The organism is Actinomycetospora succinea (assembly GCF_004363095.1).
Lineage (GTDB): Bacteria > Actinomycetota > Actinomycetes > Mycobacteriales > Pseudonocardiaceae > Actinomycetospora > Actinomycetospora succinea.
This window is the reverse complement of record NZ_SNYO01000001.1, coordinates 699,878-713,874: the sequence shown is the minus strand read 5'-3', so window position 1 is coordinate 713,874 and position 13,997 is coordinate 699,878. Positions and strand designations below refer to the sequence as shown.

Here is a 13,997-nt window from a genome sequence, read left to right as displayed (position 1 = left end):
TCGTCCTCTCTCGGGTCAGGACTTCTCGAGCAGGGCGGCACCCTGCGCGAGCAGCGCGTCGACCCGCGGGCGGGCCTCGTCGGTGAGGGGGATCAGGGGCGGGCGCACGTGGTCGGAGGCGATCCGGCCCTGCCGGAGCAGCACGGACTTCGCCGGCGCCGGGTTGGTCTCGACGAAGAGCAGGTCCACCAGCGGGTGCAGGCCGTAGTGCAGCTCGCGAGCGGTCTCGTGGTCGCCCGCCTCCCACGCCTCGTACATGCGGGCGACGGCCCACGGCGCGAGGTTGCTGACCGCCGAGATGAACCCGGCGCCGCCGAGCGCGAGCAGCGGCAGCCCCAGCAGCTCGATGCCCGACCAGACCATGAGCTCGCGCCCGCACAGGTGCAGCACGCGGGAGAAGTGCTCGAAGTCCCTGGTCGTCTCCTTGACCCCGACGACGTTGTCGCAGTCACGGAAGAGGCGGGCCACGGTCTCGGGCGCCACGTCGACCGCGGTCCGGGAGGGCACGTTGTAGATCACGATCGGCAGGTCCGGGAACTCGCCCGCGACCGTCGCGAACCAGCGGTACAGCGCCTCCTGGGTGGGCCGCGCGTAGTACGGGGTGATCACCAGCGCGGCGTCGGCGCCCGCGTCCCGGGCGGCCGCGGTGATCTCGAGGGTCTCGTCGAGCTTCGCCGACCCCGTGCCCGGCAGGAACGGCACGGCGTCGTCGATCTCCTCGGCCACCGCACGGATCGCGGCGATCCGCTCGGCCGCCGACTGCGCCGACGGCTCGCCGGTCGACCCGCCGATCGAGACGCCGTGCGCCCCGGACGCGAGCTGCCAGCGGACCAGGCCGCGCAGCGAGTCGAGGTCGAGGGCGCCGTCGGCGAGGAACGGCGTGATCACCGGGGCGATCGAGCCGCGGATGCGGGACGGGTCGCTGCGGAACTTCACGACCGCTCCCCCACCAGCAGCCCGGCCACGGCCAGGTCGGACAGGCCCATGCCCATCCCCTTGAACACGGTCAGGCGGGGGCGTTCCGGCCGCGCGACCTTGCCGGTGACGACCTCGGCGAGCGTGCGGACGCCGCCCCACTCGTCCTCCGATCCACAGTGCTCCCGCAGCTCCCGGGACCCGCGGCGCGCGTTGGCCTCGCTGTCGACGACGGTGAGCGCGGACGTGGCGAGCACGTCGGGGGCCAGCTCCGCGTGCGTCGGCAGGATCGCCCCGACGGCGTTGAGGTGGGCGCCGGCGGCGAGGTGGCCGGCGGCGAGGAACGGCTCGGCGGCCCGGGTGATCGCGGTGACGACCGGGGCGTCGCGGGTCGCGTCCTCGACGCTCGCCGCGACGTCGGCGCGCAGGCCCAGCTCGTCGCGGACCCGCGTCGCCAGCGCCTCGGCGCCGGCCGCCGTCCGGTTCCACACCCGGACCCGGCGCAGCGGGCGGACCGCCGCGACGGCCTCGACCTGGCGCAGCGCCTGCCGGCCGGCCCCGAGCAGGGCGAGCTCGTCGGCATCGGGGTCGGCGAGCCACCGCGTTGCGACCCCCGAGATGCCCGCCGTCCGCAGCGCCCCGGCCGCGCCGGCCTCCGCGACGCCGAGGGTGGCGCCGTCGCCGGCGGCGAAGAGCGTCATCAGCGCGCTCGCCCCGGCCGGCGTGTTCACCCACGTCTTGAAGATCGTCACGTCGGCGGCGAGGTCGACCGCGCCGAGCGCGTGCGCGCTGCCGCGGCCGTCCTCGAGCGGCCAGGTGCTCATCGTCTTGTCGACGTTCCACGCGGTGCCGTCGGCCTCGTGGGCGAGCACCCGCTCCAGGGCCTCGATCGCCGCGTGCACGGTCAGCCCCGCGCGGACGTCGTCCTCGGTCCAGAACCTCATGCCCCCACCTCCGCGAACGCCGGCACCTCGTCGACCACGCCGTGGCGCAGGACCCCGACCCCGGAGACCTCGACCTCCAGCTCGTCGCCGGGGCGCAGGAACCGCGGCGGGTCCCGGCGCAGCCCGATGCCCTGTGGGGTGCCGGTGGCGATGAGGTCGCCGGGGCGCAGCGGGGTGAAGGTGCTGACGTAGGCCACGAGCTCGGCGAAGCCGAAGGTCAGCCTGTCGGTGGTGTCGTCCTGGACGACCGCGCCGTTGAGCCGGGTCGTGACGCGCAGCGGGCCCTCGCCGACCTCGTCGGCCGTCGTCAGCCACGGGCCGACGGCGCCGGACCGGTGCCAGTTCTTGCCGGCGGTGGCCTGGGTGGAGTGGAGCTGCCAGTCGCGGACGCTGTTCTCGGCGACGCAGGTGACGCCGGCGACGTACGACCAGGCGTCGGCGGCGGGGATGCGCCGGCCGGGGTGGCCGACGACCAGGGCCGCCTCGCCCTCCCAGTCGAGCGAGTCCTCGCCGTCCGGTCGGACGACGGGTGTGCCGGCGCCGACGAAGGAGTCGCCGAAGCGGGCGAACAGGGTGGGGCGGGACGGCTCGTCCGGGGCGCGGGTCGACTCGGCGGCGTGCGCGGCGTAGTTGAACCCGACGCAGACGACCTTGGGGTGGTCGCCGATCGGCGGCTCCCAGGTGAGCGTGGCGACGGGCACGCGGGGGTCGTCGGACAGTGGGGTCACGGGGTCGGCGAGCAGGTCGTCGAAGGACGCGACACGGTGGTCGAGCCGGGCGACGTGGTCGCCGAGCACGACCCCGAAGCCGGTGTCGACGGCGGGGCCGGCGGCGGTGCGGAAGCGCGCGATCCTCATCCCGCCGCCACCGGCTCCCGGGTCGCGGCCGGGGTCCCGACCGGCGTCCGCACGCCGGCCCGCTCGAGGCGCGGCAGCACGTCGCGGGTGAAGTCGGCGAGGCCGGCGTCGTAGTCGACCCAGGTCAGCAGCGCGCCCTCGATGCCCGCGGCGCTGAGCATCTCGAGGCGCTCCGCGATCGTCTCCGCGGTGCCGACCAGCGGGAATCCCCCGGCCCCCGCCGCGAAGCGCTGGCGCATCGCGGTCATGACCTCGGGCGGCATCAGCTGGGTGTTCGCGCCCTGGAGCCGCATCCAGGCGTCGACGCTCTCGACGTCCTCGAACTCCTGCGAGAACCGCCGCAGGTACGCGTCGGCCTCGGCCTGGGTGTCGCGCTGCACGACGACGGTGTGGGTCCAGAGCCGGACCTCGCGGCCGAACTCCTCGCGCGCCATCCGCTGGTAGCCCTCGATCTGCGCGCGGATCGCGTCCTCGTCCTCGGACTGCACGATCACGAAGCAGAGGTCGGCGTGCTCGGCGGCGAACCGCATGCCGCGCGGCGACCCGCCCGCGTTCATGATCGGGATGGTGGGCTGCACCGGCTTCGGCTGCGAGACGCCGCCGACGATGTCGAAGAACCGCCCGTGGAAGTCGAGCTCCTCGGTCTCGGCCCAGAGCTTCCGGACCACCTCGAGCCATTCGGCGAGGTGGTCGTAGCGCTCGTCGTGCTCGCGCATCGGCGCGCCGAACATCTCGAGCTCCGGCCGGTTCCAGCCGCCCACCACGTTGAGGGCAAACCGTCCGTGGGAGATGTGGTCGACGGTGGCCGCCTGCTTGGCGGCGACGATCGGGTGCAGGGTCGGCGCGTGGGACGTGGCGAAGACGCCGATGTTCTCGGTGGCCGCGGCGATGCCGGCCGCCCACGTGAACGGCTCCATGACCCGCCCCGACCGGTGCTCCGGGCGACCCTCCGGGTAGCCCTTCCACCGCGCGAACGGCACGACGGCCTCGAAGCCCGCGCGGTCGGCCGCCTGCGCGGTGCGCACCGAGCGGTCCCAGTCCATCTCGGGCGCCTCGGGCACCAGCGTCTGCGACGCCCCCGATCCGTTCGTGCAGAACAGGCCGAGCTTGAGCGTGTTGCCGCTGACCAGCGGATGCATCGCAGACCTCCTCGTCCGTGGTGGTGTGCATCCGACGCTAGAGAGCTGGAACACATAGCACCATGACGAGTAGTGCGACCCTTCGATAAGCTTTCTCGTATGACTCTGTCGTCCCAGCTGCGCCGCCTCGAGATGTTCTGCGCGGTGGTCGACGAGGGCGGCGTGACGCGGGCCGCCGAGCGGTTCCAGGTCGCGCAGCCGTGGGTGTCGGCCCAGTTGCGGACCCTCGAGAAGGCGGTGAAGGCGCCGCTGTTCGTCCGCGAGGGGCGGCGGATCGCGCTGACGGAGGCGGGCACGCGCTTCTACGCGTGGGCCAAGGAGGTCCTCGCCAGCGGCGCCCAGGTGCAGCGCGACATCGAGGACCTCGACGCCGGCACGGCGGGCTCGCTCGCGGTGGCGACGAGCATGGCGATCGGCACCTACCTGATCCCGCCGCTGATGACCGACCTGCGGCGCGCCCGAGAGGGCGCCGACATCACGATCTCGATCAGCGAGCCGGCCGTCGCGATGCGCCGGGTCGAGATCGGCGAGGTCGACTTCGCGGTCACCACCTGGTACGACGATGTCCCCCCGGCGGGCGTGCAGGCCGAGAAGCTGTGGGACGAGGAGATCGTGCTCTGCGCGGCACCCGACGGGCCGCCCGGCGGCGACGAGATCGACCTCGCCGACGTCCTCGAGCTCCCGATCGTCGGGGTGCCGTCCGGCGTCGCGATCGAGCGCGTGCTGCACGACCAGCTGCGCGCCCACGGCCTGCCGGCCCCGACCTACGTGATCCGGCTCGGGCACGCCGAGGCCCTCAAGGCGGCCGTCGCCGCGAACGACTGGGTCTGCTTCGCGCCCTGGTACTGCGTCGCCGACGACGTCGCGTCCGGGCGCCTGCGCGCCGTCCGCATCCGGGACGCCGAGCTCGTCGAGGGCATCGGCCTGTTCTCCCGCGACACGAGCTGGTTCTCGCCGCTGCAGCGCGCGGCCGTGGCGGCGCTGCGCGAGGTCGCGGCGAGCAAGCGCGCCGTCAGGAGCTGAGGCGCACCGGCAGGGTCGCGAGCGACGGGAACATCAGCGAACCGAACCGCTCCGACGGGCCGTCCGGCGCGATCTGCGTGGCGTGCCGGGCCAGCCCGGTGATCGTCTCCTGGAGCTGGATGCGGGCCAGGGGCGCGCCGAGGCAGTGGTGCAGGCCGCCGCCGAACGCCAGGTGCCGGGCGGCGTTCGGGCGGTGGAGGTCGACCCGCTCCGGCTCGTCGAAGGTGCGCTCGTCGAGGTTCGCCGAGCCGAGCGCGCAGAGCGTCGTCGCGCCGGCCGGGACCGTCGTGCCGTCCGAGGCCGTGAACGGCGCGGTGAGGATCCGGGGGATCACCTGCACCGGCGCCCGCAGGCGCAGCGTCTCCTCCACCATCGGCGTGACGAGCGCCGGGTCGCCCCGGACCGCGTCGAGGAGACCAGGGACCGTCGCGAAGAGCTCGACGACGTTGGCGATCGACGTGCGGGTGGTCTCGAAGCCGGCGTCGAGCACCGTGTGCATGAGCGAGAGCACCTCGTCGCGGGAGAGCTCGCCCTGCGCCTCGGCGTCGAGCAGACGCCGGACGAGGTCCGTCGGTGCGGTGGTGCGCCCGAGCAGGCCGTCGAAGTAGTCGAAGTAGAACTGCGAGACCTCGTCGAGGCGCGCGTGCCGCTCGGCGTCCAGCGGGAACGGCGAGAAGATCATCAGGAAGTCGATCTGGGTGCGCAGCAGCGAGTCCCAGTCCTCGTCGGGCATCCCGATCAGCAGGCGCAGCACGCCGCGCGGCACCCGCGCCGCGAGCTGGGACACCGCGTCGAACCGCCCGCCCGCCGCCGTGAGCGCGCCGAGCTCGTCGGCGACCTCCGCCGCCGCGGCCGCCCGCAGCTTCTCGACCTGCCGCGCGGTGAACAGCGGCGCGACGACGCCCCGCAGCCGCGTGTGGATCGGCCGGTCGGTCTGCACCATGTTGGCGCGCAGCCGCCGCCGCGCCGGTCCCGGCGCCATCCACGGGGGCGCGTCCTGGCCCTCCGGCTGCACGCGGCCGGTCGTGTCGCGCAGGACCGCCTGGGTGTCGGCGTACCGCGTGAGCACGTGGGTCGGATGGTCGGGATCGCCGACGACGAGGACGGCGCCGGCGTCGCGCATCGCGCGGTACCCGGCGTGACGGTCACCGGTGAGGAAGGCGGGGTCGTCGAGGATCGACGGCGTCGTCGCGGTCATGGGGTGGCTCCTCGGTCGCGGAGTGACCCACGCTAGGAGCGCGCGTTCCATCAGCACCAATACCGGAAACCCGGGGAACCCATCAGCGTTCCGTGATGGTTCTGCTTGCCCGCCGCGACCGTCACCTGCTCTGATGATCGATCGTGGGCGACCCCGGCGCCGAGGCCGAGCACCAGCGGGCCCGCACCGCGCCCGGACTCGCGATCGCGCTGCTCTCCGGGTTCTCGTTCGGTCTCGCCGGCCCGTTCGCCGCCGCGCTGCTCGCCACCGGGTGGTCGCCGCTGGCCGTGGTGCTCGGGCGGCTCGGCGGCGGTGCGCTGCTGCTCGTGGTGCCGCTGGCGGTCATGGCGGCGCGCGGCCGCTACCTGCGACGACGGCACCTGCGTCCCGTCGTCGTCTACGGCGTCGTCCCGCTGGCCGGCGCCCAGATCTGCTACTTCAGCGCCGTCGGTCACCTCTCGGTCGGCGTCGCCCTGCTCATCGAGTACACCGCTCCGGTCCTGCTGCTCGCGTGGACCTGGGCGCGCACCGCCGCGCGGCCCCGGCCGGCGACGCTGGTCGGCGCCGCCCTCGCGATCGCCGGCCTCGGGCTGGTGCTCGACGTCGGGCGCGGCGCGGACGTCGACGTCGTCGGCGTGCTCTGGGGGCTCGGCGCCGCGGTGTGCCTGGCGGCCTACTTCCGCCTGTCCGCCGACGCCGGCGAGGTCGACGGCCCGCCGGCGCTCGTGCTCACCGCCGGCGGCGCGCTGGTCGGCAGCGCCGTCGTGGTGCTCGTGGGCCTGGTCGGCCTGCTGCCCCTCGAGGCGAACACCGCCCCGATCGACCTCGCGGGCTGGACCGCGCCGTGGTGGGTCGGCGTCGTCCTCGTCGCGGCGCTGTCGACGGCGCTCGCCTACCTCACCGGGATCGCCGCCGTCGCGCGCCTCGGGTCGCGGCTCGCGTCGTTCGTCGGCCTGAGCGAGGTGCTCTTCGCCGTGCTCGGGGCGTGGTGGCTGGTGTCCCAGGAACCGACGGCGACCCAGGTCGCGGGCGGCGTGCTCGTCGTCGCGGCGATCGCGCTGATCCGGTGGGCCGAGCCGCCGGGCGACTAGTCCGGCGCGAGCCCCGTCAGCACCTCCACCAGCCGCTCCGGCCACAGCTGCACCCCGACGTGCGAGGTGGCCACGTCGACGACCGTGAACGGTTGGGGCAGCGCGGCGTCGGCCTCGGCGACGAACCGGTCCTGCAGCGCCGGCAGCAGTGCCCGGTCCCCGCTGAGCCGCACGTAGGTGTGCGGCAGCAGGCCCCATGCGCCCGGGTCGACGCGCACGGCGTCCTCGTCGATCGCCAGCGCCTCGCGCACGTCCATCGCCGCGAGCACCGCGAGCAGCTCGGCGCGGGTGCCGTCGGCGAGCAGCGCGTCCTGGAGGGCGTCGAGCGCCGTCGCGTCGGAGGTGTGCAGGTCGACGCGCAGCTCCCCCACCTCGGCCGGGTCGGCGGTGATCAGGCTCGGCGCGAGGACGTCGAGGGCCGACGGACCGGTCTCGGCGAGGTAGGTCGACGGACCGGCGGTGACGCAGCACCACGCCGAGACGTAGACGACGTGGTCGAGCAGCTCGGGCACGGCGTTCGCCACCGCGGTGACCGTCATCCCGCCGCGGCTGTGCCCCACGAGCACCACCGGGCCGTGCTCGCGCGCCGCGCGGACGGTCGCGACCACGGCGGCGACGTCGTCGGCGGTGGAGATCCCGGCGAGCCCGGTGGGCCGCGCGTCGAGCCCGTGACCCGGGAGGTCGACCGCGACGGCCCGGTGGCCCTGCAGCGCGAGCGCCCGGCACACCGGCCCCCAGTGCGACGCGTTGGCGAACGCACCGTGGACGAGGACGAAGGTGGTCGGCGACATGCGAGCCCTCCGGCGGAGACGACGAACGCGGTGCACCGAGGACGGTGCACCGCGTTCGTGGAGTAGCCCCGAGGGGATTCGAACCCCCGCTACCGCCTTGAGAGGGCGGCGTCCTAGGCCGCTAGACGACGGGGCCCTAGGAGAGAACGGCGACGACTCTAGATCACGCTCCGCCACCGCTCGCAGCTGGGGTACCAGGACTCGAACCTAGAACAACTGAACCAGAATCAGCCGTGTTGCCAATTACACCATACCCCAAGGCGATCACCGAGCGTGACGCAGCGCGCTCTGCCCGATGACGTCGACCAGTCTAGGACATGGCCGCGCGGAGGTTCGACACCCCCCGGAGCGACCCCGGGACCACCTCTGCCCCGCAGCTCAGGACCCCGGTGGAGCGCCCGGTAACCTGGGTGAGTTCGGCCGCCGCACCACCAGGAAGATCGAGACGTGAGCTCAACGCCGTCCCCCGGTCCCGCGGGCAAGCCCGCGTTCGCTGCTCTCCCCGCGAGCGTGGACCTGCCCGCGATCGAGCGCGAGGTCCTGGCCCGCTGGGCCGACCGCGACGTGTTCCGTCGCTCCCTCGAGCGCACGGCGGACGGCGAGCCGTGGATCTTCTACGAGGGCCCGCCGACGGCCAACGGCCAGCCCGGCACCCACCACGTCGAGGCCCGCGCGTTCAAGGACCTCTTCCCGCGGTTCAGGACGATGCGCGGCTACCACGTCCCGCGCCGCGCCGGCTGGGACTGCCACGGCCTGCCCGTCGAGCTCGCCGTCGAGAAGGAGCTCGGCTTCACCGGCAAGGCCGACATCGAGACCTACGGCATCGCCGAGTTCAACGCCGCCTGCAAGGAGTCGGCGCTGCGCAACGTCTCGGCCTTCGCCGCGATGACCGAGCGCATGGGCTACTGGGTCGACCTCGACGAGGCCTACCTGACCATGGCGCCGCGCTACGTCGAGAGCGTCTGGTGGTCGCTCAAGAAGATCTTCGACGACGGCCTGCTCGTCGAGGACCACCGCGTGACGCCCTACTGCCCGCGTGACGAGACGCCGCTGTCGGACCACGAGGTCGCCCTCGGCTACGAGGACGACGTCGACCCCTCGGTGTACGTCCGCTTCCCGCTCACCGACGGGCCGTGGGAGGGCGCCGACCTGCTGGTCTGGACGACGACGCCCTGGACGCTGCCGTCGAACACCGCGGTCGCCGTGGCCCGCGACATCGTCTACGTGCGGGCGACGACCGCCGACGGGGACGACTTCGTCGTCGCCGAGGACCTGCTGTCGGTGCTGGGCGAGGGCGCCACCGTCACCGACCGCGCGACCGGCACCGACCTGCTCGGCAGCCACTACCGCCGCCCGCTGGACCTCATCGACGACGAGCGCTTCGGCGACGCGCACCGCGTCGTGCACGGCGACCACGTCACCACCGACGCCGGCACCGGCCTGGTGCACATGGCGCCCGCCTTCGGCGCCGAGGACCACCTCGTGGCCAAGGCCGAGGGCCTCGAGATGGTCAACCCGATCGGGCCGGACGGGCACTTCTACGCCGACGTCCCGCTCATCGGCGGGATGTTCTTCAAGGGCGCCGACCCGACGCTGGTCGAGGAGCTCCGCTCGCGCGGGGTGCTGTGGCGCTCCGAGTCCTACGAGCACTCGTATCCGCACTGCTGGCGCTGCCACACGCCGCTGATCTACTACGCGCTGCCGTCGTGGTTCATCCGCACCACCGAGATCCGCGACCGGCTGGTCGAGGAGAACGAGCGGACGAACTGGTACCCGCCGCACATCAAGCACGGGCGCTACGGCGGGTGGCTCGAGAACAACGTCGACTGGGCGCTCTCGCGCAACCGCTACTGGGGCACGCCGCTGCCGATCTGGCGCAACGACGCCGACCCGTCGGAGATGGTGTGCGTCGGCTCGCTCGCCGAGCTGGGCTCCTACGTCGGGCAGGACCTCTCCGAGCTCGACCCCCACCGCCCCTTCGTCGACGACGTCACGTTCCCGGCCCCGAGCGGGACGGGCACGATGCGCCGCGTCACCGACGTCATCGACGTCTGGTACGACTCGGGCGCGATGCCGTTCGCCCAGTGGGGGGCGCCGCACCACCACGAGGCCGACTTCGAGAAGGCCTACCCCGCGCAGTACATCTGCGAGGCGATCGACCAGACGCGCGGCTGGTTCTACTCGCTGATGGCCGTGGGCACGCTGGTGTTCGACCGGTCGTCCTACGAGAACGTCGTGTGCCTGGGCCTGCTGCTCGACGAGCAGGGCCGCAAGATGTCGAAGCACCTGGGCAACGTGCTCGACCCGTTCGAGCTGTTCGACTCCCACGGCGCCGACGCCGTGCGCTGGCTGATGCTCGCCCAGGGCTCGCCGTGGGTCGACCGGCGCGTCGGGCACGAGGCGCTGCGCGAGATCGTCCGCAAGATCCTGCTGACGTACTGGAACACCGCGTCGTTCCTCGTGACGTACGCGAACGCGTCGGGGTGGACGCCCTCGTCGGAGCCGACGCCGAGTGACCACCCCATGGACCGCTGGGTGCTCGGCGAGCTCGCCACCTGCGTCCGCGAGGTCACCCGCGCGCTCGACGACTTCGACTCCTCGAGCGCCGGCAGGGCCATCAGCGCGTTCGTCGACGACCTGTCGAACTGGTACGTGCGCCGCTCGCGCCGCCGCTTCTGGCACGGCGAGCCGGCCGCCCTGTCGACCTTGCACACCTGCATCGAGACGCTCTCCCGGCTCATGGCGCCGTTCACGCCGTTCGCCACCGACTACCTGTGGACGCTGCTCCAGGGCGACGTCGTCGACGGCGCGCCCGACTCGGTGCACCTCGCCGACTGGCCCGTCCTCGACGAGTCCGCCATCGACCCGGGCCTCGCCGACCGGATGGCGCTCGTGCAGCGGATCGTCGAGCTGGGCCGGTCGACGCGCGCGGCCAGCGGGGTGCGCACGCGCCAGCCGCTGTCCCGCGCGGTGGTGGCCGCGCCCGGGTTCTCGGCGCTCGAGCCCTCGCTGCTCGCCGAGATCGCCGAGGAGCTCAACGTCGGGCGCGTCGAGGCCGCGGGCTCCGACCTCGTCGAGGTCACGGTGAAGCCGAACTTCCGCGCGCTCGGCAAGCGCTTCGCGAAGCAGACCCCCGTGGTCGCCGAGGCGGTCAAGGCCTCCACCGCGGCCCCGGTCGACGGGGCGCTGACGGTGGTCGTGGACGGCGAGGAGATCACGCTGTCCGGCGACGAGATCCTCGTGGAGGAGACGCCGCGCGAGGGCTGGGCGGTCCGGTCGGAGGGCGGCCTGTCGGTCGGCCTCGACACCGAGCTCACCGACGAGCTGCGCGCCGCCGGGCTCGCCCGCGACGTCGTGCGCGTCGTGCAGGAGGCCCGCAAGACCCGGGGCCTCGAGGTGTCCGACCGCATCGCGCTGACCTGGGCGGCCGAGCGCAGCGACGTCGCCGACGCGGTCCGCGCCCACGCCGGGACGATCGCCGAGGAGGTCCTCGCGGTGTCGATGACCGAGGGGGCCGTCAACGGCGACGCCGCGGCGCGCTCCGACGACCTCGCGCTCGCCGTGGCGATCACCCCGACGCAAGCCTGACGCCCGAGGTGTCAGCGGGGGGCATCGCAGACGCTGAGCGTCCGAGATGCCACACGCTCGCCCGGAGTGTCAGCGGCGTGGCCCTATCGGCGTGCTCAACTGGACGCTGACGTCGAGTGTCGTAACGCCACGCGCTCGCGGCGGGGAGATCACCGCGCTCGAGGATCGTTACCGTTCCGTGACCTGGAGTGGGGCTCTGTCCTGGGGTTTCTCGGGCGGCGTTGTCGGGGGTCGGTCCTAGCGTTGTCCTCGTGAGCGTGGAGCAGGATCAGCGGCCCGGGCTGGTGGCCCGGCTGGCTGGTCGTGCTCCCGACGCCGATCTTCATGCGCTGCTGGACACGGTCGATCCGAGCAGCTTGGACGGCCCGGAGCTGGCGGCGTTCGTGCGGGCCCGGTTCGCGGTGCACAACCGCGCCGAGGCCCAGCTGCTGGCCGGGCTGCGGGAGCTGGGGATGGCCACCGAGGACGCCGAGGGGCGCCCGCGGCGGTTGCCGAGCTCGGACGAGTTCTCCGGCGACGAGGTCGCCGCCGTGCTCGGGTGTGCGCGCACCACCGCGTCGCGGCGCCTGGAGCTGGCCGAGGACCTGTTCTGCCGGTTGCCGTTGCTGGGTGAGGCGTTGTGGTCGGGCACGCTCGACGGGCCGAAGGTCCGCGCGATCAGCGAGGGCGTGGCCGACCTGTCCGAGGACCACGCCCGGCTCGCGGTGGCCGAGGTCCTGCCCGAGGCGGGTGGGATGCCGGTGATGGCGTTGCGGGAGCGGCTCAGCGAGGTCGTGGTGGCGATCGACCCGGACTGGGCGGAACGGCGCCGCAAGCGGGCGGAGGCGCGGGGGCGGGTGGGGTTGGTGTGCAACCCGTCGGGGACGGCGACGTTGTCGCTGGCCGATGCGCCCGCGGCGGACGGGATCGCGTCGATGGCCCGGGTGGAGGCCCTGGCCGCGCAGGTGCGCGGGCAGGGAGTGCTGACCCCGATCAACCAGCTGCGCCTGCAGGTCGGCACTCGTCTGCTCGACGGCTCCACCGCCGGGATGACCGACGACGACCTCGTGGCCCTGCTCGCCGCGGAGTACCACGCCCTCCAGCGCCCCGACGACCCCGACGACGGCGGGCCCCAGGACGGCGGGCCCGATCACGGACCTGACGACGGACCTGACGACGGGCCGGACGACGGGCCGGACAGCGGGCCGGACGGTGGCGGGCCGGACGGTGGCGGGCCGGACGGTGGCGGGCCGGATGACGGCGGGCCGGTTGATGGACCGCACGAGAGTGGCCCCGAGGACGACAGTGCTGACGACGGCGCTGACCTCGGCGCTGACGCCGGCGCCGACGACGAGGCGGACGACGAGGCGGACGACGAGGCCGGCCACGAGACCGGGAGCGGTCGTCACGACCTCGAGCTGTCGGTGCCGGCGCCGGGCTCACCCGACGCCCAGGGCGCCGTGGACCTCCCTGGCCTGCCCGGCCTGCCCGGCCTGCCCGGCGAGCCGGAGCAGGAGCCGGAGCGGCGGGACGGGCGGTTGCGGCACGGCACCGTCGAGATCCGGCTCCGCCTGTCCACCGCGCTCGGGCTCGACGAGCACCCCGCCACCGTGCCCGGCTACGGCGCGGTCACCGCCGCCGTGGCGCGCGACCTCGTCCACGCCCGCCACCACGGCGAATGGCGCGTCGTGCTCGTCGACGACGACGGGCACCTCCACCACGTCCTGCTCGCCCGCAGCCGACCAGCCGGCCCCCGCACGCGGGGGCGAGCACCGGGCGCGACCCGGACCGGCGCGATCGTCGAACTCCAGGTTCCGACGACGCTGCTCGCCGCCCTGAACCCCGACGACCACCCCGGATGGGCACCGCTGCTCACCGAAGTGCAGGCCCGCCTCGCCGACCTCGCCGGCACCGGCCGGCTGGGGCGCCCACCCGACGCCGACAGCGGCCCCGATCAGTGGCGACGCCGCCGCCCCGGCGCCGAAGCCGACCGCTGGACCCGCGCCCGCGACCGGCACTGCGTCGTGCCCTGGTGCCGCCGCGCCGCCCACCGCGCCGAGATCGACCACACCCGCGACCACGCCCACGGCGGGCCCACCGTCACCTGGAACCTCGGCGCCTGGTGCACCCACGACCACCGCGCCAAGCACCTCGCCGGCTGGCACGTGCGCCAGCCGATCCCCGGCTGGTTCGTCATCCGCACCCGTGCCGGGATCACCCACACCACCCGTCCTCCCAAGGTCCTCCGGCCGCTACCGGCGCCACAGCCCGCCGGACGGGCGCGACCGCTGCCCGACGACGGCTGGCCCGACCAGGACACCGACAGCGAGCACCTGGACGACTGGCGCCGGCGCTTCACCGCGACGTCGAACAGCACCACCACGACCCCGCCGACGCCTGCAGCGACAGCCTTCGACCCCGACGACCCACCACCGTTCTGAGCCCTACGACCAGGCTCGCGCCATCACTCCG

10 protein-coding genes and 2 tRNA genes are annotated in these 13,997 nt (G+C 74.0%); 4 read left to right on the top strand and 8 right to left on the bottom strand.

Annotation, left to right across the window (positions count from 1 at the left end; all coding sequences use genetic code 11):
- Positions 1-15: 15 nt before the first annotated feature.
- The 4 genes from dapA to EV188_RS03345 are packed head-to-tail and all read right to left on the bottom strand — an operon-like array spanning position 16 to position 3,855.
- Positions 16-936: a 4-hydroxy-tetrahydrodipicolinate synthase gene (gene dapA, locus EV188_RS03360; RefSeq protein WP_133824773.1), complete on the bottom strand. Its 921-nt coding sequence runs from the start codon at positions 934-936 to the stop codon at positions 16-18.
- A complete protein-coding gene (locus EV188_RS03355; RefSeq protein ID WP_133824772.1) occupies positions 933-1,859 on the bottom strand; it encodes an ornithine cyclodeaminase family protein in 927 nt (308 codons plus the stop codon). The genes dapA and EV188_RS03355 overlap by 4 nt, the downstream gene beginning before the upstream one ends.
- Entirely contained in the window at positions 1,856-2,716 is an 861-nt protein-coding gene (locus tag EV188_RS03350; protein ID WP_133824771.1) for a fumarylacetoacetate hydrolase family protein, read from the bottom strand. The genes EV188_RS03355 and EV188_RS03350 overlap by 4 nt, the downstream gene beginning before the upstream one ends.
- Positions 2,713-3,855 (bottom strand): LLM class flavin-dependent oxidoreductase, encoded by a 1,143-nt coding sequence (locus EV188_RS03345; RefSeq protein WP_133824770.1) that lies wholly within the window; start codon positions 3,853-3,855, stop codon positions 2,713-2,715. The genes EV188_RS03350 and EV188_RS03345 overlap by 4 nt, the downstream gene beginning before the upstream one ends.
- A 99-nt stretch (positions 3,856-3,954) precedes the next feature.
- Here EV188_RS03345 and EV188_RS03340 point away from each other — a divergent pair, with 99 nt between their 5' ends.
- Positions 3,955-4,878, top strand: a complete 924-nt coding sequence (locus tag EV188_RS03340) for a LysR family transcriptional regulator (RefSeq protein WP_133824769.1) — start codon at positions 3,955-3,957, stop codon at positions 4,876-4,878.
- On the opposite strand, the gene EV188_RS03335 is transcribed toward EV188_RS03340, so the two are convergent.
- The gene (locus EV188_RS03335; RefSeq protein WP_166659697.1) at positions 4,868-6,076 is read right to left on the bottom strand and encodes a cytochrome P450; all 1,209 of its coding nucleotides are present in this window, start codon (positions 6,074-6,076) and stop codon (positions 4,868-4,870) included. The genes EV188_RS03340 and EV188_RS03335 overlap by 11 nt on opposite strands.
- 143 nt (positions 6,077-6,219) lie before the next feature.
- Here EV188_RS03335 and EV188_RS03330 point away from each other — a divergent pair, with 143 nt between their 5' ends.
- Positions 6,220-7,167, top strand: a complete 948-nt coding sequence (locus tag EV188_RS03330; protein ID WP_133824767.1) for an EamA family transporter — start codon at positions 6,220-6,222, stop codon at positions 7,165-7,167.
- Here the strand turns inward: EV188_RS03330 and EV188_RS03325 are convergent.
- The 3 genes from EV188_RS03325 to EV188_RS03315 all read right to left on the bottom strand — a co-directional run bounded on the left by EV188_RS03325 (position 7,164) and on the right by EV188_RS03315 (position 8,216).
- Positions 7,164-7,958, bottom strand: a complete 795-nt coding sequence (locus tag EV188_RS03325) for an alpha/beta fold hydrolase (protein WP_133824766.1) — start codon at positions 7,956-7,958, stop codon at positions 7,164-7,166. The two genes, EV188_RS03330 and EV188_RS03325, sit on opposite strands and share 4 nt — an antisense overlap.
- A 63-nt stretch (positions 7,959-8,021) precedes the next feature.
- Positions 8,022-8,094 (bottom strand) — tRNA-Glu (locus EV188_RS03320).
- A gap of 50 nt (positions 8,095-8,144) precedes the next feature.
- Positions 8,145-8,216 (bottom strand) — tRNA-Gln (locus EV188_RS03315).
- 189 nt (positions 8,217-8,405) lie between these two features.
- On the opposite strand from EV188_RS03315, the gene ileS reads away from it, so the two are divergent.
- Positions 8,406-11,546 (top strand): isoleucine--tRNA ligase, encoded by a 3,141-nt coding sequence (ileS, locus tag EV188_RS03310; RefSeq protein WP_133824765.1) that lies wholly within the window; start codon positions 8,406-8,408, stop codon positions 11,544-11,546.
- 251 nt (positions 11,547-11,797) lie between these two features.
- The gene (locus EV188_RS31355) at positions 11,798-13,966 is read left to right on the top strand and encodes an HNH endonuclease signature motif containing protein (RefSeq protein WP_166659696.1); all 2,169 of its coding nucleotides are present in this window, start codon (positions 11,798-11,800) and stop codon (positions 13,964-13,966) included.
- Positions 13,967-13,997: the final 31 nt, after the last annotated feature.